A 20,206-nucleotide genomic window follows, 5' to 3' on the forward strand; every position below is an offset into this window, starting at 1 on the left:
CTCCAAGGCCGTTCTGGTGTGCCGGCGATCATAGCGTGTCCGCAGGCTCATTCCCATTCCATTTCCGAAAATGCTGCGGTGGCGTTGCGCGCATTGTAGTCGTCGAACAGTTGCCACTTGCCGCGCTCCGATGCGGCGGCCCCGCTCGCCTCCGCGATCGGCTTCCCCGCCTTGATCAGCCCGCTGATGTCGTGGGCCAGGGTTTCGAGATAGCGCCGCTCATCATTGAGCGCCAGCGGCCACGCGCTGACCGGGCCATGGCCGGGCACGACCCGATCGGCCGCGATCGCTGAAAGAGCGCCGAGGTCTGCGATCCAGCCGCGCAGGCTGCCGTCCATCACGGGGATGTGACGGAGGAAGACGAGATCGCCGGCAAACAACGTCCGGCTCTGCTCATCGACGACGGTGAGGTCGCAATCGCTGTGCGCGGTGCTCCAGGCCTTGAGCGTGAGCGCGCGCCCACCAAGGTCGAGCGACATCTGGTTGTCGACGACGATCGACGGCGCGACCAGACGGACGTCGTCGATCAGCTCCGCGCCCATCAGGCGGCGGAACGCCTCGATGTAGTGGGGTCCGCGCATCGCCAGCGCACGCGGCAGATTCTTCGCGCCGACGAAGCTCGTCCCGTCACCCTGAAAGGCGGCGTTGCCGAACACATGGTCGGGATGGGCATGGGTGTTGATGACGTAGCGGACCGGCTTGGTCGTGCGGAGCCGGATCGCTGCCAGCAGCGCGCGACCCTCCCGCACGCTGCCGCCGGTGTCCATCACGGCCACGGCGTCATCGCCGATGATGAAGCCGACATTCGCAATGGCGCCTTCGTTCGAGGCGGTCATCAGTGCCGTCTCCCCGACATGGACGAAGACACCGGGCGCGATTTCGCTGACCGCGAGTTCCCGCGGCTCCGCATGTGCCGCGCTGCCGAGCATGAGAACGCCCCACGTTCCGATCGCGATGAGGAGGCGGCTGATCACGTGTTTGCCTTGCTCGCGTGAGACGTGTGCATCATCGCGCCGGCGTTGCGTCGCAGCATGCGGTCAACTCTTCGCGATGACAGCAGCTGTTGCGCCAGCACGGCCGGCGGCCTAGCATTTTCAAAAATAACTCGATGCGCTCGATAGGGATGGAAAGACGAATGACGAAGCGTCGCACTCTTGTCGGCTCGCTGGCCGTTGCCGCGGGCCTCACTCTGCTCGGCCCCGCCGCCTCCTACGCGCAAAGCAATGACGGTCTCGACCTGTCGATCGAGCTGGTCGATCCCAAGGTTCTCCGCGTCTGCGCCGATCCGCGCAACCTGCCGTTCTCCAACGAGAAGGGCGAGGGGTTCGAGAACAAGCTCGCCGAGTTCCTGGCCGCCAAGCTGCAGAAGAAGGTCGACTACACGTTCTTTCCGCAGGCGACGGGCTTCGTGCGGATGACGCTCGGCTCGCATCGCTGCGACGTCATCATGGGCTTTCCGCAAGGCGACGATCTCGTGCAAAGCACCAGTCCTTACTACCGGACGGCCTATGCGATCGTGACCAAGCCGGGCTCGGATCTTGCCGATGTGACGACGCTGGAAGACGCCAAGCTCAAGGGCAAGCACATCGGAATCGTCGCGGGCACGCCGCCTGCGACCAACATGGCGCTGGCCGGACTCATGCCGCTGGCAAAACCGTATCCGCTGATGATCGACACTCGCGTCGACTCCTCGGCCGAGGCCATGATCAACGATCTGAAGTCGGGCGAAATCGACGCCGGCGTGCTGTGGGGGCCGATGGCCGGCTACTACGCCAAGCAGGCGAGCCCGCAGCTTCACGTGACGCCGCTGGTGAAGGAGACGTCCGGGCCGAAGCTGATCTATCGGATCGCGATGGGGGTGCGCGGCGCCGACCAGAACTGGCGGCGGCAGCTCAACAAGCTGATCCAGGAGAACCAGGGCGAGATCAACAAGATCCTGCTCGACTTCGGCGTGCCGCTGCTGGATGAGAGCAATCATCTGATCACCGCCGAGGCTGCGACGAAGCCATGATCGTTCGGCTCACCGCTGCGGTGTTGGCAGGCGCGCTGCTGCTCGCCGCGATGGCAGCATGGGCCGACGAACTCGTGCCGGAGCCGGACAGCTATCGCACCGAGAACTATCGTGCGCCGGTTCCGACCACATTGGCCGGTGCACGCGTGCTGTCGACGCTGCAGACCGAGGCGATATGGCGCGCGAAGTCCGCGGCCTTCGTCGACGTCCTGCCGCGACCGCCCAAGCCGAAGAACCTGCCGGCCGGCACGGTGTGGCGCGAGCAGCCGCGCCTGGACATTCCCGGCAGTATCTGGCTGCCCGACACCGGCTATGGCGTGCTCGCGGCGGCCACCGAGGATTATCTGAAGCGCGGCCTGACGCAGGCGTCGGGCGGCGACCAGGGGCGTCTGCTGGTGTTCTACTGCCTCGAAGACTGCTGGATGTCGTGGAACGCCGCGAAGCGCGCGCTGACCTACGGCTACCGCAACGTCGCCTGGTACCCCGACGGCACCGACGGCTGGGCCCGCGCCGACCTGCCGCTGCAGCAGACGGAGCCCGAGCCGCGGTCGGAGGAGTGAGCGGAGGTCGCAACAGACATCGCGGCCAATTGGTTTGCTCGTCATGCCCGGGCTTGACCCGGGCATCCACGCGGTGCCCCGAGGAAAGACGTGGATGGCCGGGTCAAGCCCGGCCATGACGATGCGGGGACATGAGTGCACTCGCTTTGCATGATCATGTTCAAGGGCGAGCGGCATCCGCGGCCTACTCCATGTCCTGCTGGATCTCGCGGGCGAGCGCGAACAGGCGCTGGTCGATGGCGGTGGGGACCTCGCAGACGAATTTCATTACGCGGCGGCGATCCTCGAAGATGCGGGTCTCCCAATTGAGCTGATTGCTCAGCTCCTCGATCTTGGCTTCGTCACGCGTAGCGCCGCTCTGCATCTCCTGCAGCTTGATGGTGTCGCCGCGCACCTTCTCGACGGCATCGCGCTGCTTGCGCATCACGCGCTCGAGTCCGTTCATGACCGAGGTGCGCTGGGCATTGAGCGTGTCGAACAGGCCGGCGAACAGCAGCTTGCCCTTGCGGGCCTTCTCCTCGGCCGTGCCGGTGATGAAATCGGCGACGTCCTTTTGCGCCTGTTCCAAGGGAATGCGGCGCGCCGCGAGCTTGGCCACGAGCTCCGAAACCTTCGCGTCATCCTTCCAGCTCGCGCCGACATCGTCGATCGGCGGGCCGGACCAGACGGCAGCGATGGAAATCTCCGGCACCTTGGCTTGCGGGCAGGGCCAGTCGGGATAGCGCGGATCGGCCGCATACGCGGGACCGGCCGAGGCGACCAGGGCGATGGTCAGCAATCTCGCTCTCGATCTCATGCCTCGCCTCCGGGACCACGCCTGACAAACCCGCGCGACGGATCGTAGGCCAGGATCGCGCCGATCATGAACACGGCGGTGCAGCCGCCGACCACGGCGAGCGACACCAAGTTCAGCTTGCCGTATAGCGCGAAGCGGATGAGCTCCACCGCGTGGGTGAAGGGATTGGCTTCGCAGAGATAGGCCAGCCACGGGCTGCCTTCCTCGACGCGCCAGAGCGGATAGAGCGCCGAGGAAGCGAAGAACATCGGGAAGATCACGAAGTTCATGACGCCGGCAAAATTCTCCAGCTGCTTGATGCCGGAGGAGATCAGCATGCCCAGCGCGCCGAGCATCAGGCCGGACAGGATCAGCGCCGGCAGCACCGTGAGATAGCCCAGCGGCGGCGGCGTGATGTCCCAGAACCAGGCGATGATCAGGAAGGCGTAGACCTGCAGCACCGAGACGGCGGTGCCGGCGAGCAGCTTGCAGAACAAGAGATAGCCGCGCGGCAGCGGGCTCACCAGCAGCGTGCGCATATTGCCCATCTCGCGGTCGTAGACCATCGACAGCGACGACTGCATGCCGTTGAAGAGCTGGATCATCGCCATCAATCCTGGCGCGATATAGACTTCGTAGAGGATGTAGGTCTCGTAGGGCGGGATGATCGAGATGCCCAGCACCTGGCGGAAGCCGGCGGCGAAGATGAACAGCCAGACCAGCGGGCGCACCAGCGCCGAGACGAAGCGCTCGCGCTGATGCAGGAAGCGCAGGCCCTCGCGCCAGACGATGCCGATCAGGCAGGTGATGTACTCGCCCGCGGAGAAGCCGCTGCGGGTTGGGGTCGAGGTGTGAACGGTGGTGACGGTCATGCGTCCGCACTCCGTGCCGGGCTGGCGCTGCCTGGGCTGGCCTGGGTCGTCAGCCGCGCGAACGCCGCGTTGACGTCGGACGCACCGGCCTCGGCGATCACCTGCGGCACCGGCCCGCGCGCCAGCACGCGGCCCTGATGCAGCACCACGAGGTCGTCGGTCGGGGCGATCTCGTCGAACAGATGCGTCGCCCAGAGCACGCCGATGCCCTGCTCGGCGACGAGCTGGCGGACATGGCCGACGATATCGGCGCGCGCCTTGACGTCGAGGCCGACGGTGGCCTCGTCGAGCAGCAGCAGCCGCGGCCGATGCAGCAAAGCGCGGGCGATCTCCAGCCGGCGCATCTGGCCGCCGGAGAGGTCACGCACCTTGTGGCCGCCGCGGTCGGAAAGACCAATGCGCGCCAGCAGCTCCTCGCTGCGCGCGCGGGCCTCGCGGCGCGCGATGCCGTGCAGCGCGGCGTGATAGAGCAGGTTCTGCCGCAGCGACAGATCGAGATCGACCGTACGCGGCTGGAACACGACGCCGAGCAGCCGCAGCGCCTCGCCGGGCGTCCGGCCGATGTCATGGCCGAAAATGTCGATCTCGCCCGATTGAACCGCGAACAGGCGGGTGATCAGCGAGAACAATGTGCTCTTGCCGGCGCCGTTGAGGCCGAGCAGGGCGGTGAAGCTCGCGGGCTTCACCACGAAAGAGACGTCGCTGAGCGCCTTGCGCGCGCCATAGGAATGGCTGACGCCGGCGATCGACAGCGCCGGGACCGGGTCAGGCGCCTGCTGCCGCGTAGGGTTCGTGGTGTCGAGAGCGGGTGCGTTCTGCGTGCTCATGGCTGTGCAATCGTGATGCCCCAGGGCAGCTCGCCGACCTGGATGGTCTTGATCACCTTCTGCGCGGCGACGTCGATCACCGAGACGTCGTTGGACACGCCGTTGGTCACGAGCAGATACTTCTCGTCCGGCGTGAACTCCATGTGCCAGACGCGCTGGCCGACGAGCAGATATTTCTTCACCTCATGGGTGGTGGCATCGACCACGGCGACGCGGTTGGCCGGGCCGAGCGCGACGAAGCCGGTTTTGCCGTCCTTGGTCAGCGCAATGCCGACCGGCTGGATCGCCTCGCTGCGCAAACCGGGCACGGCAAACTTGATCTTCCTGGTAATCTCACGCTTGGCCGGGTCGATGATCGAGACGGTGCCGCCGATCTCCGCCGACACCCACAGCTCCGAGCCGTCGGTCTTGAACTCGGCGTAGCGCGGCCGCGCATCGACCAGCACGTTGGCCACGATCTGGCGCGTCGACGTGTCGATGAAGTGCGCCATGTTGGTGGTCTCGGAGGTGCAGATCAGGGTCTTGCCATCGGGGCTCAGCATCATGCCCTCCGGCTCGACGCCGACCTGGACATCGCCGATGCGGACGCGCTTCTCCAGATCGAGGATCGTGACGGTGTTGTCGTTCTCGTTGGCGACGTAGAGCGTCTTGCCCTGGGCGTCCTGCACGAACAGTTCGGGATCGGGCCCGGAGGGCAGGGTGTCGACGACCTCCATCTTCTTGGCGTCGATCACCTGGATGGTGTCGTCGTCGCCGACCGCGACCATCACGAACTTGCCGTCCCGCGTGAACGAAATGCCCCGTGGCCGCTGGCCGACCTTGATGGTCTTGGTCACCGTCCAGGTGTCGGTGTCGATGACGGAAACGGTGTTGCCTTTTTCATTGGAGACGAAGGCGACGTAGGCGGAGGCAGGGGAGATGATGGCGAGGGAGAGTGCGGCGGTGAGCAGCGAGGCGGCCAGGGGCGCCCTTAGCGAAAGCCGATCGCGGAACGTCCTCATTCGAATCGTTGCCTGAGGGAGTCGAGCTGTCGGCACGGCGGCGGTGCGCTCCCTCTCCCCGTTCTTCACGGGGAGAGGGTTGGGGTGAGGGGCAGCCGCGGGCACCAGACCCAGCGGAAAGCCCCCCTCACCCGGATTGCATCTGCGATGCAATCCGGCCTCTCCCCGCGCGCGGGGAAAGACTTGCACCGCGCCCGCGGTGTCGGCGGTTGCCTCCTCATACATAGGGCAATAGCATATGGAGATGCGGAGCTGTCGCCGCGATCGATCCTGCACGTGAGTTACTCGGTCATGCCCGGGCTTGTCCCGGGCATCCACGTGGTTCTCAGCGTGCCGGACGACGTGGATGGCCGGGACAAGCCCGGCCATGACGACGCGGAGAGAGATGCGCGCATAACCTCGATCGTCATATGCGATAGCCTTGCCCTCACACGGGAGAGGCTTCGAGCCGGGAAGCGCGGCTTTCGGCATTCGACCTGTCGGACTGCGCATCTTCATCCACATCATCCCATCCGACGTCATTGCAGCTTGCATTTGGTTTCGGGCCGGTCGACGCCGAGCGTGTCGAGTTCGGAGACCTGGTGCAGAAAACCTTCCTGCGGGGAGACCGAGACGATCATGCGGCCGTCGGCGAGCAGGATCGGCTGGCGCAGTTGCAGGTTCCAGTCGCGCAGCGACAGACGCGTGCCCTTGAAGGCGGCGATGGTGAAGTTCGGGCTCTTCAGATAGTCCGTCATCGCCGTGGCATCGCCGGAGTTGGTGCGCGACGCGGCTTCGCCCACCATGCGCACGGCCATCCAGGCCTGCATGTCCAACGCATCCATGCGGCGCAAGGCGAGCTTCATGAAACGGTTCTGCAACTGCGTCGCGCCCCACTGGTCCTGCGCCGGATCCCAACTGGTCGGACGCAGCCCCGCGGAGCCGGCGACGGGACGCGGGTCCCAGGTGCGATAGGGCAGGTAGTTCGCGAACACTTCGCTCTCGTCGGCGGCGACCAGCACGTCGTAGGCCGGCGCCTTCTGCGTGAACACCGGCATCTGGCGCTGGATCAAGGTGACGCCGGAGTCGGTGCGCCGCGCGCCGCCGGAGTCCTCGAAAGTGCGCTCCTCCACGATCTTGGCGCCGAAGCGGGTGGCGGCGCGGCGCAGCGCGTCGGCGAACAATTTGTCCTTGTCGTGCGAGCCGGTGACGAGCAGCCAGCGCTTCCACTGCTTCCACACCAGATATTGCGCGAGGCCATCGGCCAGCATCGAACGAGTCGGCGCGACGTGGATGACATTGGCGCGGCAGTCCTGCTCGCGCAGGCGATCATCGATGGCGCCGACATTGAGCAGGGTGATGCCGCGGCCGCGCAGGCCGTCGGCGACCTTCAGCAACGTATCCGCCGGCAGGTCGGCGAGGATGAAGCCGGTCTTGTCCGCGAGTTCGTTCGCGGCCTGCGCCGCATCCTCATCATCCTTGACGCGGCGGTCGATCAGGCTGAAGCGCTGGTTGAGGAACTTGCCGGTGGTGTTGTTGTCCTCGATCGCGAGCTTCGCACCGGCAATGCCGTCGTCGGCCGCCGGCTGGTCGAGCGGCGACAAGGTCTGCGGCACGCCGGCGCGGCCGAGATAGCCGATCGCAATGTCGACCGTGTCAGCCGCGGCAGCGGCGGTTGCGGCGGCGATGAGGCCGATCGCGCCGATCAGGAATCGGGCCAGAACTCCCAGGACCACATGTCCTCCCATTGTTCCCCGTCCTGTGCCGGCGAGGTTTCGTCTTGCAAGATGACCGAATTGGCCTAGCTTTCAACCCCACTTTTGGCCGCTATGGCGTCATTCGGATCACGACCTTGAAACTGACTGTTCTCCTCGCGTCCTTGATCCTGATGTCTGCAACATCAGCGCGCGCCGAGCCGCCCAAGGTGGCGGTGTTCGATTTCGAGCTGATCGACACCAGCCTGCAGGGCGAGGTGCAGGGGCCGCGGCAGGACGAGCAGCAACGGCTGGCGCATGCGGCCGAGCAGCTGCGAACGGCGCTGCAGGACTCCGGCCAGTTTCGCGTGCTCGACATCGCGCCGGTCAACGATGCGGCGCACCATAGCAATCTGCAGGCCTGCGGCGGCTGCGACGTCAAGCTGGCGTCCGACATCGGCGCCGATCTCGCGATCACCGGGACGGTGCAGAAGGTCTCCAATCTCATCCTCAACATGAACATCTATCTGCGCGACGCTCACACCGGAAAGCCGGTCGCGGCCATGACCGCCGACATGCGCGGCAACACCGACGAATCCTGGACGCGCACCATGGCCTGGCTAATCCGCAACCGCGTGCTGGCCCCGAACTACGGCGCGCCGCAGGCGAACTAACTATCGGGACATGAGCACGCGTTCTCGCGGCTGATGCAGCCCGAGCTTTGCAATCTCGATCGCCTCTCTCCAACAGAGAGGCGCAGGGAAGGCCGGGAGCCTGCCGCCCCCATGGCCCGCCTGCAGAAGAAAGTGCAGGCGGCAGGTACCACAGGTTCGGCTGGGGACATCCCGGCCCTCCCTGCGCGATGGTCTTAACGGTTGCTTCGCGTTCTCCCCGGTGCGCCGGGCTTTCTGGTCACCGTGCGCAACGACACGCCGTGAGCGCGCCGCCGCGGGGGCATCAGCGTCGGGATGCCAGGACCACGCGACTTGGCCGTACGCCGTGGTGCGTTCGTCGGCACATTCTTGCGAACATGCTGCGCGCCGCCGGCGTCCACCGCATCCCGCACTCCACGTTCGTGACGACCGCGATACGCCCTCTCGACGAGGCAGGACGGGGCGATACAATCATGAACTTCGGAAAAACGAAAGAGAAATCTTTTTCGCCGGAGGACTGGACAGGGGTGAACGCGTTGTGCCGCCTGGCAAAATCGCCGTCGACGCGCTGATAGACGAGAGCTCTGCAACGCGCCTCGATCACGACGCGCGGGCGCGTCCTCGCGCCCGCCGGGCAAATCACGTCCTGCCGTTCAGCGACCGAGACGCGCCGCGTGCCAGCGCAGGTGGTCGGCCATGAAGGTGGAGATGAAATAGTAGCTGTGGTCGTAGCCTTCCTGCTTGCGCAGCAGCAGGGGGATGTTCGCCTTCTCGCAGGCCGCCTTCAGCAGCTCCGGGCGCAGCTGCTGCGTCAGGAACGGATCGGCATCGCCATAGTCGACCAGGATGTCGGAGACGCGGGCGCCGTCCTCGATCAGCGCGACCGCATCATGCTTGCGCCAGGCCGCCTTGTCGCTGCCGAGATAGCCGCCGAGCGCCTTCTCGCCCCACGGCACCTGCGAGGGCGCGACGATCGGCGCGAAGGCGCTGGCGGCGCGGTAGCGGTCGGGGTTGCGCAGCGCCACCGTCAGCGCGCCATGGCCGCCCATCGAATGGCCCATCACCGATTGCCGCCGCGGATCGACCGGGAAGTTCGCCGCGACCACATGCGGCAGCTCCTCGGTGACGTAGCTCCACATCCGGTAGTTCTTGGCGAACGGTGCCTCGGTGGCATCGACATAGAAGCCGGCGCCGAGGCCGAAATCATAGGCGTTGTCGGCATCGCCGGGCACGCCATCGCCGCGCGGCGAGGTGTCGGGCGCGACGAAGATCAGGCCGAGCTCGGCACAGGCAGCGCGGAACTCGCCCTTCTCGGTGACATTGGCGTGGGTGCAGGTGAGGCCCGAGAGATACCAGACGACGGGCAGTTTCGCGTCCGGCGCATGTGGCGGCACGAACACCGAGAACGTCATCTCGGTCTTGGTTTCCTGGCTGGCGTGGCGGTACACGCCCTGGACGCCGCCGTGGGACTTGTTCTGGGACACGGTCGTGAGCGTCATGGGATCACCTGTCGGAAGCGCGATGGAAGCGGCGGACCGGAGCGCGCCACTGGCCGGATGTCAAGCGCCTGATGTCAAGCGACGCCGTTCTCGATCGCCAAACGCACCAGCTCGCCCGAGGTTCTTACGCCGAGCTTCTGGCGGATGATCGAGGAGGTGTTGGCGACCGTCTTGTAGGACGAGTGGATCAGCCAGGCGATCTCCGACAGGCTCTTGCCGGCGCTGAGCAGGCGCAGGATCTCCAGCTCGCGCGAGGTCAGCTTGGCCAACGGGCTCTGCGCCACCGCCGCGCCCGCAAATGCGATGCTGCGTGCGATCGCCGGCGGCAGATAGCTGCCGCCACGCGCGACCTCGCGGATCGCCTCGGTGAGATCGTTCGGATCGCCGCTCTTCGACACATAGCCCTTGGCGCCGATGTCGATGGCGCGCGCGGCGAACACCGGGTCGTCGTTCATGCTGAACATGATCAGCCGGGCCTGGGCGTCGCGCGTCAGGATCCGGCGCGCCAGCTCGAAGCCGGACACGGTCGGGAGATTTATGTCGATGACGCAGACATCAGGCCGTTCGGCGATGAAGCTGGTCTCGCCGCTCTCGGCGTCGGCGGCCTCCAGCAGCACCACGTCGGGATCGCCCGACAGCAGGGCACGGCAGCCGGAAGCCACAATGGGATGATCGTCGACGATCAGAACGCGCATGAACTTGGGGTCCCGGAATTCCAACTCGCGTCATTGTTGCGATGCATCATGGATGCATGCCGCGCGATGTTACATCATGTTGCAATTAGATCGCCGGCGCATTTGTCTGTCAATGTGAGTGCGCAGGAACACGGTGGCATTGAGGCGGAGAGAATGTGGCAGAATTGGTCGTTGCGCAGGCGCATCAACGTGCTGCTCGCGCTGGTGCTGATGCTGGGGCTTGCCATCAACATCGGCCGCCTGGTGCTGGAGGCCGCGCCACGTGTGCTCGCCGAGGATCAGAGCGTCATCCGCCTGACCCGCGCCTTCCTCGAGACCATCATGGACGAGGTCAATGAGGCACCGGATCCGGATGCCCGGCTGAACCGGATCGTCGGGGAGCTCGAGCAGCTGCGCCATGTCAGCGTGAGCAGGACGTCTGCGGCGGCACACCCCCGGCCGCCATCGGGTGAGGGCGCGCGGGCGGCGCCGGCCTGGTTCATCGCGCTGGTGCATCCGGACAAGACGTCCGTCATCATGCCCGTGATCGTCGCAGGCCGGGCCGAGACGCTGGTCATCACCTCGCATCCCGACGACGAGATCGCCGAGATCTGGGACGGCATCGTCACCCAGCTCATCGTCGGCTCGCTCGTCGGTCTTGCGCTGTTCGGCATCACGACGCTGGTGGTCGGTCGCGCGCTGGCGCCGCTCGGCGATCTGTCGGAGGCCATGAGCCGGATCGAGGACGGCGCGTATGACGCCCGCGTCAAGCCGGGCGGGGCGCCCGAGCTTGCCGCGCTGTGCGCCAAGCTCAATCATCTCGCCGGCGCGCTCGGCGAGGCGGTGGAGGAGAAGCGCCGGCTCGCCGAGCGCACCGTGTCGCTGCAGGATCTCGAACGCAAGGAGATCGCGCGCGAGCTGCATGACGAGTTCGGACCGCATCTGTTCGCATTGCGCGCCCATGCCAGCGCCTTGATGCGGCTGCCTGAAGCCGCGGCGCTCGACGTCGCGGCGATGCGCCGGCACGGCCAGGCGATCCTCGACCAGGTCAACGCCGTGCAGCAGTTCAATCGCCGCATCCTGGAGCGGCTGCGTCCGGTCGGCCTCGCCGAACTCGGCCTGCGCGAGGCGCTCGGCGCGCTGGTGCGGCTGTGGCGGGAGTCGCGCCCTGAGGTGGCGATCGCCACGAGCTTCGCCGAGACGGGCGTGCGCAGCAACGAGACCGCGGAGCTGACGATTTATCGCGTGGTGCAGGAGGCGCTGACCAACGTGTTCCGCCACGCCGAGGCGACCGCGGTCGATGTGGTCATCGAGCCGCTGCAGCAGACGGCCGGAGGACAGCGCCGCCTCTACACGCGGGTGTGCGTCCGCGATGATGGCCGCGGGCTGAAGGCCGAGCACAAGCTCGGCTTCGGCCTGACCGGCATGCGCGAGCGGCTGCTGGCGCTCGGCGGTACCTTGACGGTGGCCTCGACCGCTTCGGGGGTCACCATCGAGGCGCTGGTGCCGACCGATGCCATGGTGCCCGCCGACGCCGCGTGAGTTCACCGCGAGGAACATTCAACCTCGGAGCGCATTCATCGGTCGTCTCGGTGAATCCGCGCGGGCCGCAGTCTGGAGCACGCGCCGGTAGCTTGCGGTGACCAGATGATCAGAACCTTGCTTGCGCTGAGCGGCGCCGCCCTGGCGGCCGCGCTGTGCGTCGACCATGCCGCTGCGCGCGACGATGGTCGCTACGCCAACTCGCCGCTCAAAGATTGGTTCGACGGCCTGAGGAGCGGCCGCGGCCCGTGCTGTTCGGATGCGGATGGATTGGCCGTATCGGATCCGGACTGGGATCTGCAGGGCACGCACTACCGTGTGCGGCTCGACGGCGAATGGATCGTCGTGCCCGACGATGCCGTGATCACGGAGCCGAACCGCGCCGGGCGCACGATGGTGTGGCCCATCAAAGGCTCGCTCGGCACCTCGATCCGCTGCTTCATGCCCGGCAACCTGAGCTGACGCGGACCGGGTGGTCATGCGGCGGGCTGCGCTGCGGCCGATCGTCCGCGGCGGCGTCTGCCTTTGGAACATCAGTTTGTCCCGATGATTGCCCCGTCGGTCAGGCCACGACGGCCGTCTCGCGAGGAGCATCATGGAACAGAGCGGCGACATAAGTCTGCAAGACAGGATTCGCGAACGCGCCCATCGATTGTGGGAGCAGTCCGGGCGTCCGGACGGTCGCGAGCATGAGTTCTGGTATCAGGCCGAGCAGGAGATCCGCGACATGCAGGAGCTGCACGACCAGGCCACGGCGCCCCCGCCGACCATGCTGCCGACCTGACCGGTCGAACGAGAAGGATGGACTGATGAGCAAGGAAACACCGAAGGACGATCCCCGCAAGGAAAGCGATTGGGGCTCGATGAAGCAGACGGACAAGCCCTGGGCCGAGAAGCCCGAGAAGGAGCAGCGCTCTGAAGCGGCGAAGGATCTGGAGCAGTGGGGCGAGAGCAACACGCATTGAGGTGAGGTGCCGGACGCGAGAGGCGGCCGGTGGGAATCGTTGAGACCTCCCGTGTGGCTGCCCCTCACCCCAACCCTCTCCCCGTAAGAACGGGGAGAGGGGGCGCACCGCATGCGGGGCGAGAGCTCGCTTCACATCTGCACATCTGTGAAAATTACAGAACTATCAGCCGTCAGTTCGTCTGCTTGACCGTATCTGCAGCATGGCTGCAGTAATGGTGGCAATCGATCCGCGTGTTCATTGTGAGCTCTTGTATTAGCGCCAGCGGCGCTGCGCTCCCTCTCCCCGTTCTTCACGGGGAGAGGGTCGGGGTGAGGGGCAGCGGCACGGGTGGTGCGAGTGGTAGACCTCAATCTCTTCACCCAGCTCGCATCAGCGCCGTCATGCCGTATGCCCGGGATCGACATCATCCGGCGTCTTCTTCTCCCGCTGCGGCGTCATCTTTGCCGGATCCTCTCCGCCGGGTACGCCGCGCGGGCCGAGCTGATCGCGCTGGATGTCGTCCTCGGAGCGGCTGGGTTCGCGTCCGTTGATGGGAAGATCATTCGCCATGGCTCGCTCCTTCCTCGTCGCCTCATGAGAGAGCAATGCGGGCGAAGGTGATGACGTTCCTTACAACGAACTGACCGCCGCGGCGGTGCCCTGCGCAGGAACGCGGCTTCGGGGCTGCGATTGATGCTTGATCAAACGCCAGGAGATCACCGATGTCCGACCAATACCCCAAGCCGCCGTTTCCGCCGCAGCAGCAGGCCATGCCGGGCACGACGGCCGAGATGCGGCCGAGGCCCGATCATGGCGAGACCAGCTACAAGGGGTCGGGCAGGCTGACCGGCAAGAAGGCCGTCATCACCGGCGGCGACAGCGGCATCGGGCGCGCGGTGGCGATCGCCTATGCGCGCGAGGGCGCCGACATCCTGATCGCCTATCTCGATGAGCAAGACGACGCCCGCGAGGTGCAGCAGCTGATCGAGAAGGAGGGACGAACAGCGCTGTTGATGCCCGGCGACATCCAGGACCCCCGGCATTGCCGGGCGATCATCCAGCGCGCCGTTGACGAGCTCGGCGGCATCGACATCCTCGTCAACAACGCCGCGCACCAGGCGACCTTCAGCGACATCGGCGACATCTCGGATCAGGAGTGGGAGACGACCTTTCGCACCAACATCCATGCGATGTTCTATCTCACCAAGGCCGCGGTGCCGCACATGAAGCCGGGCAGCGCCATCATCAATACGGCGTCAGTGAACTCCGACATGCCCAATCCGAGCCTGCTTGCCTACGCCACCACCAAGGGCGCGATCCAGAATTTCACCGGCGGGCTGGCGCAGATGCTGGCGGAGAAAGGTATCCGCGCCAATGCGGTGGCGCCCGGCCCGATCTGGACGCCGCTGATCCCCTCGACGATGTCGGAAGAGCGGGTGAAGAACTTTGGCCAGCAGGTGCCGATGAAGCGCGCCGGGCAGCCCGCGGAGCTCGCCACCGCTTATGTGATGCTGGCGGACCCGTTGTCGAGCTACACGTCGGGGACGACGGTGGCGGTGACGGGCGGGAAGCCGTTCATTTGAGGATCGGTATCGTCGGACTGCATCAACACACCGAACCCGGAATCTGGAGATTGTGAAGGGTCGCAAGACAAGCTCGAGAGTCCGGGTTCAAGGCCTGCGGCCTTGCCCCGGAATGACGGGCGGGGTGATGCGGGTGTATATCGCCACTATCCCGAAGCTCTGCAGTCTCGGTGCCCGTGTCGGCTTTGTCCGACATCCGACAGCACGCGATCCGACATGTCGGGCGCGGTGACCGCTCACGCTGCCGACATCAGCGCGCAGGGCGCGGTCTCGGTCTGCACCGGCCAGACGGCCGCGCTCGCCGTCTCTCCCGTCCGTTCGTCCAGAATCCGCTTCACCGAGCGCGAACAGAGCCCGCACTGAACCGAGCAGCCAAGACAATCATACACTTGCGCCGGTGAGCCGAAGGTGATGTCGGCCGTCGTGACGATGTCGCGAATGGCCGTGTCGCTGATGACGTTGCAGGAACAAATGATCATGGCTGTTGCTCGCTCCTGCCAACGATAAGCAACGGCAATGCCAAGGCGGACGCTCGCGACGCGGCCTAATCAGAATCGTTCGAAAGCGGGGATCAGCGTGAGCCGGCTGCGCTCGCGCGGATGCGATCGGCGGCGTGCAGCCGGATCGCGGCCAGCGTCGCCTGGGCCAGCGCCTGGCCCTGCGCATCGATGCCGGTCCATTGCGCATGGCGGCCACGTGGATCGATCTCGGCCAGCGCGACACCCGCCGGCACGTCGCTGCCGTCACGGACCACGCCGCGCAGGATGCCGTCGGTGGGCGCCGTGACCGGCTCGCCGGAGAGATGGCCGACGACAAAACCCTTGTAGATGCGCGTGCCGATCTCGACCGGCGTATGCCAGCGGCCTTCGTGCGGCGACAGCACCAGCCGCTCGGCGCCGACGCCGCCGAGCTCGCCGACGTCGTCCTTCGCCAAGGTCCAGCCGTCTACCACGATCTGGCCGAGCCGGTCCGGCCGGGTCTCGATCGCGACGTCGCAATTGGCCGACGGCGAGAAGCCGGGACCGATGCCGATCGACAGCCGCGTCATGCCGCGCAGGTTCGGCGTCACTTCATGCGCCTGCATCCGGGCGTCGATCAGCACGTCGATGGCGCGGACCGGCAGCAGATCGATGAGGCCGAGGGCGGTGACCAGGACATGGCGAGGATCGCCGAGCGCCTTGAACACGTCCATCGTGCTGTCGATGCGCTCGCCGATCACGTTTTCGACACGGACGCAGTCGCCGAACAGCGCGTCGTGAAATGCCATCTTGCGCCGCATGACCGGCGGATTGGGGTCGTGCGACAGCACCACGCAGAAGCCCGCGCGATGCAGGTGCACGGCGATCGCGGACGCGACGTCGTTGGTCCCGAGGACCACGGCGAAGCGCACTGCAGTCGTCCCCATGTCCCGGTCCATTTGGCGTTCGGCGTCACGTGGCTCTCCGTCGCGAGAGTGGAAAGCCATCTTCCAGTTCGAATGAGACGTTCGGTCAGCAAGAGTTGGACCAGCGCCGGGTCTGGCGAAAAATCATCGCCGTTTGAACGTCTTGGTTCTGGCGGCGGTTCTGAAGGTCCCGGGCTTGGCGCGGCGGAAAGCTGACGCCGGCCATGTCCCGAATCCGCCAATCTGTCGCGAACCCGACAAGGAATCGCGGGCGTGCACGTGGATTTCGCTGGCCCGGAATCTGCACAACCGCCGCATGACGATACCGCGCGGGTTTCAGGGACGCGCGGTGCAGGATCAGGACGAATGCGGTGAGCCTCGACCTCGACCAGGACGTTCGCGAGCCCGCGGTAAACGCGGCCGAGGATACCGCTGACATCGCTTCGTGCCCGTTTCACCGGGACATGGCTCATCGAGACATGGCGGCGGCCGAGCGACCGGCGCGGAGCGAGCAGAAGACGCTGGTGTTGACCGGTGGTTCGCGCGGCATCGGCCACGCGACGGCCAAGCTGTTTTCCGACGCCGGCTGGCGCATCATCACCTGCTCGCGGCACCCGTTCGACGGCGGCCGTTGCCCCTGGGATGCCGGGCCCGACAATCATGTCCAGGTCGATCTCAGCGATCGCAAGGCGATCCCGCGTGCGATTGCCGACATCAAGGCGCGGCTCGACGGTGCGCCGCTGCACGCGCTGATCAACAATGCCGCGATCTCGCCGAAAGCCGAGGACGGCGGCCGTTTGGATTCGCTGGCGACCTCGGTCGAGACCTGGATGACGGTCTTCCACGTCAACTTCCTCGGACCGATCCTGTTGGCGCGCGGCCTGTTCGAGGAACTGAAGCGCGGGCAGGGTGCGGTCGTCAACGTGACGTCGATCGTCGGCACGCGCGTGCATCCCTTTGCCGGCACGGCCTATGCGACGTCCAAGGCGGCGCTGGCGTGTCTCACCCGCGAGATGGCGCACGACTTCGCGCCCCATGGCATCCGCGTCAACGCCATCGCGCCGGGCGAGATCAAGACCGAGATGGTGTCGCCCGAGACCGAGGCACGGTTCTCGCCGCTGATTCCGATGCGCCGGATCGGCGCGCCGGAGGAGGTGGCCAAGGTGCTGTTCTTCCTCTGCTCGGACGCGGCGAGCTACGTGACGGGCGAGGAGATTCAGATCAATGGCGGACAGCATCTCTAGGTTGACCGACCGCCCAGCGGCGTTTTGACGCCGTCTCCTGAGATGGCCGACTTTGTTGGCAATCAAGCGAAGCGAGTGCCATGCGGTGACTGGAAACTTTGTGAACAGTTCGGATGCTTGCGATGTCTTCGCAACAAGCAGGCCGTTGCGCGCTTATTAGGTGTCGGAAACACAACGGATTTGTCAGTCGGCCGCGACGTCAATCCCCGCGTGGCCGGTGCAATGCGCGCGTCGCGCCGGCTGCAAACTAATTTGTTAAGATCATGAAGTTCTGCAGCTTTTCTGTTCTTTTGGTTGCACACTACTTCTGCGGCAATGCAGCAAAGTTAGGCACGACAATCATCTGCAGTTAAGGGAGGATGTTAGAACGCCTACAATCGCGGGCGATCTCGTCGAGAGCGTCCGTGACCATCAGAGAAGCGACCATGGTCCAAACGGAAACACGTCAGGTCGAAGCTCAGGACGTCAGGTCCAATGCTGCCCCGATACCGCTCAGCGAGATCGCGCTGACCGGAATTTTCGAAATATCGAAAATCCTGGCCGCGCCGACGCGGCTGGAAATCACCCTCGCCAACGTCGTCAACCTGCTGCAGTCCTTCATGCAGATGCGCCATGGCGTGGTGTCGTTGCTCGCCGATGACGGCATTCCCGATCTTGCCGTCGGCGCCGGATGGAGCGAAGGCAGCGACCAGCGTTATCGCGAGCGCCTGCCGCAGAAGGCGATCGATCAGATCGTGGCCACCGCCGTGCCGCTGATCGCGGAAAACGTGTCGGATCATCCGGCGTTCAGCGCCGCAGATGCGGCGACGCTCGGGGCCGACGCCGGCACACGGGTGTCGTTTCTCGGCGTGCCCATCCGCATCGATCAGCGCGTCGTCGGCACCTTGACGATCGACCGCGTCTGGGATGGCCGCGCCATCTTTCGGCTCGACTCCGATGTCCGCTTCCTGACCATGGTGGCCAATTTGATCGGCCAGACCATCAAGCTGCACCGCGTCGTCGCGCGCGACCGCGAGCGGCTGATGGCGGAAAGCCACCGGTTGCAGAAGGAGCTGCTGGAGCTGAAGCCGGCGCCCGCCAAGGGCAAGAAGGTGCTGGTTGACGGCATCGTCGGCGACAGCCCGGCGCTGCGCGCGCTGCTCGACAAGATCAACGTCGTCGCCAAGTCGAATGCGCCGGTGCTGCTGCGCGGCGAATCCGGCACCGGCAAGGAGCTGGTGGCGAAGGCCATTCACGAACTGTCGAACCGCGCCAAGCGGCCGTTCATCAAGATCAACTGCGCGGCGCTGCCGGAGACGGTGCTGGAGTCCGAGCTGTTCGGCCACGAGAAGGGCGCCTTCACCGGCGCGATCAATGCGCGCAAAGGCCGCTTCGAACTCGCCGACAAGGGCACCTTGTTCCTCGACGAGATCGGCGAGATTTCGCCGGCGTTCCAGGCCAAGCTCCTGCGCGTGCTGCAGGAGCAGGAGTTCGAGCGGGTCGGCGGCAACCAGACCATCAAGGTCGATGTGCGCATCGTCACCGCGACTAACCGCAATCTGGAAGAGGCGGTGGCGCGCAACGAGTTTCGCGCCGACCTGTACTATCGGATCAGCGTCGTGCCGATCAAACTGCCGCCGCTGCGCGATCGGCGCACGGATATCCCGCAGCTGGCGCGCGAATTCCTGCGTCGCTTCAATTGCGAGAACGAGCGCGATCTCACCTTCGACGTCAGCGCCATCGAGGTGCTGATGCATTGCGGCTTCCCCGGCAATGTGCGCGAGCTGGAGAACTGCGTGCAGCGGACCGCGACCTTGGCCGCGGGCTCAGCGATCGGCCAGCACGACTTCGCCTGCAGCCGCAACGAATGCATGTCCGCGATCCTGTGGAAGGGCAACACGGTGACCCCGCCACCGCCACGCGGCCAGCCGATGGTGCCGCTGCCGATCCTGCCGCGCACCTCGGCGCCGATCGAGACTCCCGTCGATTTGCCGGCGTCCGAGGCGGACGACGGCGAGTACTCCGAGGCGATGGACGGCGGCGCCGTTCCCGAGCGCGACCGCATCGTCCAGGCGATGGAGCGCTCCGGCTGGGTCCAGGCCAAGGCCGCGCGGCTGTTGGGGCTCACGCCGCGGCAGATCGGCTACGCGTTGAAGAAGTACAACATCGAGGTCAAGCGGTTCTGAGTGGATTGATTCTGGACGGATGAAAGGGCGCGCGGATGCGCGCCCTTTTTTGCTTGAGGCCATGCTCAAGTCGTCAGGCTTTCTCGGTTCGATCACTGCTGTCGTCATGAGAGCCCCAACTATTCCCCGGGCGACGGTAGACTCCCCTCCCCCTTGCGGGGAGGGGTCGGGGGTGGGGGTCCACGAGCACACTGCGCGTGATACAAACTGATCCCACTTTGTCGGAATCATCGGTCTTCGTCGATGGATCGGACGCTGGATAAGTCGGGTATTCGTGGTTTGAGAGAACGCATAGCAATCCATCCGATTCACAAACATCAGCGCCCGGAGACCCCCACCCCCGACCCCTCCCCGCAAGGGGGAGGGGAGCTCACCGGTCGTGCGGCGAATAGCTCGACTCCAACCGAGCGCACGTCCATCCATCGCTCCTGTCGCACTTACGACATGCTGTCGGGAGCGCGACAGCTGGCTGCGATCAGCGACATTTAGAATCCTCATTAGAAATCAACCAAATGCGCTCTGGCACGGGGCTTGAAAGATGATGCCCGAATGACATCGCCCGATGTCGCCGAGAGCACGGGGAGCGGCACATGAGCTACAAGATCATCGCCTCACAATGCACGGTCTGCGGAGCCTGCGAGTTCGAATGTCCGAATGCGGCCATCCGGCTCAAGAACGACATGTACATCATCGACCCGAAGAAGTGCACGGAGTGCGAGGGCCATTTCGACGCGCCGCAATGCGCTGCCGTCTGTCCGGTGCCGGACACCTGCGTGCCCGCCTGACGCGGGCGCCT

General features: G+C 65.7%; 22 protein-coding genes. 11 read left to right on the top strand and 11 right to left on the bottom strand.

The features are described 5' to 3' along the window. Nucleotides 1-47: 47 nt before the first annotated feature. Entirely contained in the window at nt 48-929 is an 882-nt protein-coding gene (locus tag ACQR1L_RS29665) for a quinoprotein relay system zinc metallohydrolase 2 (protein WP_434861490.1), read from the bottom strand. 206 nt (nt 930-1,135) lie between these two features. Here ACQR1L_RS29665 and ACQR1L_RS29670 point away from each other — a divergent pair, with 206 nt between their 5' ends. Beyond that, nucleotides 1,136-2,011, top strand: coding sequence for a substrate-binding domain-containing protein (locus tag ACQR1L_RS29670; protein ID WP_434861462.1), 876 nt, complete (start codon nt 1,136-1,138; stop codon nt 2,009-2,011). Continuing rightward, nucleotides 2,008-2,571 carry a PQQ-dependent catabolism-associated CXXCW motif protein gene (locus tag ACQR1L_RS29675; protein WP_434861463.1) on the top strand — a complete coding sequence of 188 codons (564 nt, stop codon included), beginning with the start codon at nt 2,008-2,010 and terminating at the stop codon, nt 2,569-2,571. Before ACQR1L_RS29670 ends, ACQR1L_RS29675 begins: the two co-directional genes overlap by 4 nt. Nucleotides 2,572-2,755: 184 nt before the next feature. Here ACQR1L_RS29675 and ACQR1L_RS29680 read toward each other — a convergent pair whose 3' ends face one another. The 5 genes from ACQR1L_RS29680 to ACQR1L_RS29700 all read right to left on the bottom strand — a co-directional run bounded on the left by ACQR1L_RS29680 (nt 2,756) and on the right by ACQR1L_RS29700 (nt 7,773). Beyond that, entirely contained in the window at nt 2,756-3,367 is a 612-nt protein-coding gene (locus tag ACQR1L_RS29680; protein WP_434861464.1) for a hypothetical protein, read from the bottom strand. Further along, nucleotides 3,364-4,218, bottom strand: a complete 855-nt coding sequence (locus tag ACQR1L_RS29685) for an ABC transporter permease (RefSeq protein ID WP_434861465.1) — start codon at nt 4,216-4,218, stop codon at nt 3,364-3,366. The genes ACQR1L_RS29680 and ACQR1L_RS29685 overlap by 4 nt, the downstream gene beginning before the upstream one ends. After that, on the bottom strand, nt 4,215-5,045 hold the full coding sequence (locus tag ACQR1L_RS29690) for an ABC transporter ATP-binding protein (RefSeq protein WP_434861466.1): 831 nt from the start codon (nt 5,043-5,045) through the stop codon (nt 4,215-4,217). The genes ACQR1L_RS29685 and ACQR1L_RS29690 overlap by 4 nt, the downstream gene beginning before the upstream one ends. Then, nucleotides 5,042-6,046, bottom strand: a complete 1,005-nt coding sequence (locus ACQR1L_RS29695; protein ID WP_434861467.1) for a YVTN family beta-propeller repeat protein — start codon at nt 6,044-6,046, stop codon at nt 5,042-5,044. Before ACQR1L_RS29695 ends, ACQR1L_RS29690 begins: the two co-directional genes overlap by 4 nt. Nucleotides 6,047-6,564: 518 nt before the next feature. Next, nucleotides 6,565-7,773, bottom strand: a complete 1,209-nt coding sequence (locus tag ACQR1L_RS29700; RefSeq protein ID WP_434861468.1) for an ABC transporter substrate-binding protein — start codon at nt 7,771-7,773, stop codon at nt 6,565-6,567. Nucleotides 7,774-7,913: 140 nt separating this feature from the next. On the opposite strand from ACQR1L_RS29700, the gene ACQR1L_RS29705 reads away from it, so the two are divergent. Then, complete coding sequence (locus ACQR1L_RS29705; RefSeq protein ID WP_434861491.1) at nt 7,914-8,393, top strand: DUF3280 domain-containing protein; 480 nt, start codon at nt 7,914-7,916, stop codon at nt 8,391-8,393. Between the two features lie 632 nt (nt 8,394-9,025). On the opposite strand, the gene fghA is transcribed toward ACQR1L_RS29705, so the two are convergent. Further along, nucleotides 9,026-9,871 (bottom strand): S-formylglutathione hydrolase, encoded by an 846-nt coding sequence (gene fghA, locus ACQR1L_RS29710; RefSeq protein WP_434861469.1) that lies wholly within the window; start codon nt 9,869-9,871, stop codon nt 9,026-9,028. Nucleotides 9,872-9,945: 74 nt separating this feature from the next. Then, complete coding sequence (locus ACQR1L_RS29715; RefSeq protein WP_434861470.1) at nt 9,946-10,566, bottom strand: response regulator transcription factor; 621 nt, start codon at nt 10,564-10,566, stop codon at nt 9,946-9,948. Nucleotides 10,567-10,719: 153 nt separating this feature from the next. Between ACQR1L_RS29715 and ACQR1L_RS29720 the strand changes: the two genes are divergently transcribed. The 4 genes from ACQR1L_RS29720 to ACQR1L_RS29735 all read left to right on the top strand — a co-directional run bounded on the left by ACQR1L_RS29720 (nt 10,720) and on the right by ACQR1L_RS29735 (nt 13,052). After that, a complete protein-coding gene (locus ACQR1L_RS29720; RefSeq protein ID WP_434861471.1) occupies nt 10,720-12,087 on the top strand; it encodes a histidine kinase in 1,368 nt (455 codons plus the stop codon). A gap of 105 nt (nt 12,088-12,192) precedes the next feature. Then, a complete protein-coding gene (locus tag ACQR1L_RS29725) occupies nt 12,193-12,549 on the top strand; it encodes a hypothetical protein (RefSeq protein ID WP_434861472.1) in 357 nt (118 codons plus the stop codon). Nucleotides 12,550-12,682: 133 nt separating this feature from the next. Beyond that, nucleotides 12,683-12,871 carry a DUF2934 domain-containing protein gene (locus ACQR1L_RS29730; protein ID WP_434861473.1) on the top strand — a complete coding sequence of 63 codons (189 nt, stop codon included), beginning with the start codon at nt 12,683-12,685 and terminating at the stop codon, nt 12,869-12,871. Nucleotides 12,872-12,896: 25 nt separating this feature from the next. Continuing rightward, entirely contained in the window at nt 12,897-13,052 is a 156-nt protein-coding gene (locus ACQR1L_RS29735) for a hypothetical protein (protein ID WP_434861474.1), read from the top strand. 381 nt (nt 13,053-13,433) lie between these two features. On the opposite strand, the gene ACQR1L_RS29740 is transcribed toward ACQR1L_RS29735, so the two are convergent. Continuing rightward, entirely contained in the window at nt 13,434-13,604 is a 171-nt protein-coding gene (locus ACQR1L_RS29740) for a hypothetical protein (RefSeq protein ID WP_434861475.1), read from the bottom strand. Nucleotides 13,605-13,756: 152 nt separating this feature from the next. Here ACQR1L_RS29740 and ACQR1L_RS29745 point away from each other — a divergent pair, with 152 nt between their 5' ends. Next, a complete protein-coding gene (locus ACQR1L_RS29745; RefSeq protein WP_434861476.1) occupies nt 13,757-14,617 on the top strand; it encodes an SDR family oxidoreductase in 861 nt (286 codons plus the stop codon). A 236-nt stretch (nt 14,618-14,853) separates the two neighbouring features. On the opposite strand, the gene ACQR1L_RS29750 is transcribed toward ACQR1L_RS29745, so the two are convergent. Both ACQR1L_RS29750 and ACQR1L_RS29755 read right to left on the bottom strand, forming a co-directional pair. After that, the gene (locus ACQR1L_RS29750; RefSeq protein WP_434861477.1) at nt 14,854-15,096 is read right to left on the bottom strand and encodes a (2Fe-2S)-binding protein; all 243 of its coding nucleotides are present in this window, start codon (nt 15,094-15,096) and stop codon (nt 14,854-14,856) included. Between the two features lie 92 nt (nt 15,097-15,188). Further along, nucleotides 15,189-16,022 (bottom strand): xanthine dehydrogenase, encoded by an 834-nt coding sequence (locus ACQR1L_RS29755; protein WP_434861478.1) that lies wholly within the window; start codon nt 16,020-16,022, stop codon nt 15,189-15,191. Between the two features lie 350 nt (nt 16,023-16,372). Here ACQR1L_RS29755 and ACQR1L_RS29760 point away from each other — a divergent pair, with 350 nt between their 5' ends. The 3 genes from ACQR1L_RS29760 to ACQR1L_RS29770 all read left to right on the top strand — a co-directional run bounded on the left by ACQR1L_RS29760 (nt 16,373) and on the right by ACQR1L_RS29770 (nt 20,195). Next, nucleotides 16,373-17,245, top strand: a complete 873-nt coding sequence (locus ACQR1L_RS29760) for an SDR family NAD(P)-dependent oxidoreductase (protein WP_434861479.1) — start codon at nt 16,373-16,375, stop codon at nt 17,243-17,245. 425 nt (nt 17,246-17,670) lie between these two features. Then, nucleotides 17,671-19,410 carry a nif-specific transcriptional activator NifA gene (nifA, locus tag ACQR1L_RS29765; protein ID WP_434861480.1) on the top strand — a complete coding sequence of 580 codons (1,740 nt, stop codon included), beginning with the start codon at nt 17,671-17,673 and terminating at the stop codon, nt 19,408-19,410. A 590-nt stretch (nt 19,411-20,000) separates the two neighbouring features. Next, nucleotides 20,001-20,195 carry a 4Fe-4S dicluster domain-containing protein gene (locus ACQR1L_RS29770; RefSeq protein ID WP_009031096.1) on the top strand — a complete coding sequence of 65 codons (195 nt, stop codon included), beginning with the start codon at nt 20,001-20,003 and terminating at the stop codon, nt 20,193-20,195. Nucleotides 20,196-20,206: the final 11 nt, after the last annotated feature.

The sequence above is a fragment of the Bradyrhizobium sp. HKCCYLR20261 genome, from assembly GCF_051168435.1.
In the GTDB taxonomy this organism is placed as follows: Bacteria; Pseudomonadota; Alphaproteobacteria; order Rhizobiales; family Xanthobacteraceae; genus Bradyrhizobium.

Coding starts and splice junctions, on each gene's coding strand:
- ACQR1L_RS29755 (WP_434861478.1), bottom strand. CDS start 16,022: ATGGGGACGACTGCAGTGCGCTTCGCCGTGGTCCTCGGGACCAACGAC.
- ACQR1L_RS29705 (WP_434861491.1), top strand. CDS start 7,914: ATGTCTGCAACATCAGCGCGCGCCGAGCCGCCCAAGGTGGCGGTGTTC.
- ACQR1L_RS29745 (WP_434861476.1), top strand. CDS start 13,757: ATGTCCGACCAATACCCCAAGCCGCCGTTTCCGCCGCAGCAGCAGGCC.
- ACQR1L_RS29695 (WP_434861467.1), bottom strand. CDS start 6,046: ATGAGGACGTTCCGCGATCGGCTTTCGCTAAGGGCGCCCCTGGCCGCC.
- ACQR1L_RS29735 (WP_434861474.1), top strand. CDS start 12,897: ATGAGCAAGGAAACACCGAAGGACGATCCCCGCAAGGAAAGCGATTGG.
- ACQR1L_RS29690 (WP_434861466.1), bottom strand. CDS start 5,045: ATGAGCACGCAGAACGCACCCGCTCTCGACACCACGAACCCTACGCGG.
- ACQR1L_RS29675 (WP_434861463.1), top strand. CDS start 2,008: ATGATCGTTCGGCTCACCGCTGCGGTGTTGGCAGGCGCGCTGCTGCTC.
- nifA (WP_434861480.1), top strand. CDS start 17,671: ATGGTCCAAACGGAAACACGTCAGGTCGAAGCTCAGGACGTCAGGTCC.
- ACQR1L_RS29715 (WP_434861470.1), bottom strand. CDS start 10,566: ATGCGCGTTCTGATCGTCGACGATCATCCCATTGTGGCTTCCGGCTGC.
- ACQR1L_RS29720 (WP_434861471.1), top strand. CDS start 10,720: ATGTGGCAGAATTGGTCGTTGCGCAGGCGCATCAACGTGCTGCTCGCG.
- fghA (WP_434861469.1), bottom strand. CDS start 9,871: ATGACGCTCACGACCGTGTCCCAGAACAAGTCCCACGGCGGCGTCCAG.
- ACQR1L_RS29670 (WP_434861462.1), top strand. CDS start 1,136: ATGACGAAGCGTCGCACTCTTGTCGGCTCGCTGGCCGTTGCCGCGGGC.
- ACQR1L_RS29665 (WP_434861490.1), bottom strand. CDS start 929: ATGCTCGGCAGCGCGGCACATGCGGAGCCGCGGGAACTCGCGGTCAGC.
- ACQR1L_RS29740 (WP_434861475.1), bottom strand. CDS start 13,604: ATGGCGAATGATCTTCCCATCAACGGACGCGAACCCAGCCGCTCCGAG.
- ACQR1L_RS29680 (WP_434861464.1), bottom strand. CDS start 3,367: ATGAGATCGAGAGCGAGATTGCTGACCATCGCCCTGGTCGCCTCGGCC.
- ACQR1L_RS29685 (WP_434861465.1), bottom strand. CDS start 4,218: ATGACCGTCACCACCGTTCACACCTCGACCCCAACCCGCAGCGGCTTC.
- ACQR1L_RS29730 (WP_434861473.1), top strand. CDS start 12,683: ATGGAACAGAGCGGCGACATAAGTCTGCAAGACAGGATTCGCGAACGC.
- ACQR1L_RS29725 (WP_434861472.1), top strand. CDS start 12,193: ATGATCAGAACCTTGCTTGCGCTGAGCGGCGCCGCCCTGGCGGCCGCG.
- ACQR1L_RS29700 (WP_434861468.1), bottom strand. CDS start 7,773: ATGGGAGGACATGTGGTCCTGGGAGTTCTGGCCCGATTCCTGATCGGC.
- ACQR1L_RS29770 (WP_009031096.1), top strand. CDS start 20,001: ATGAGCTACAAGATCATCGCCTCACAATGCACGGTCTGCGGAGCCTGC.
- ACQR1L_RS29750 (WP_434861477.1), bottom strand. CDS start 15,096: ATGATCATTTGTTCCTGCAACGTCATCAGCGACACGGCCATTCGCGAC.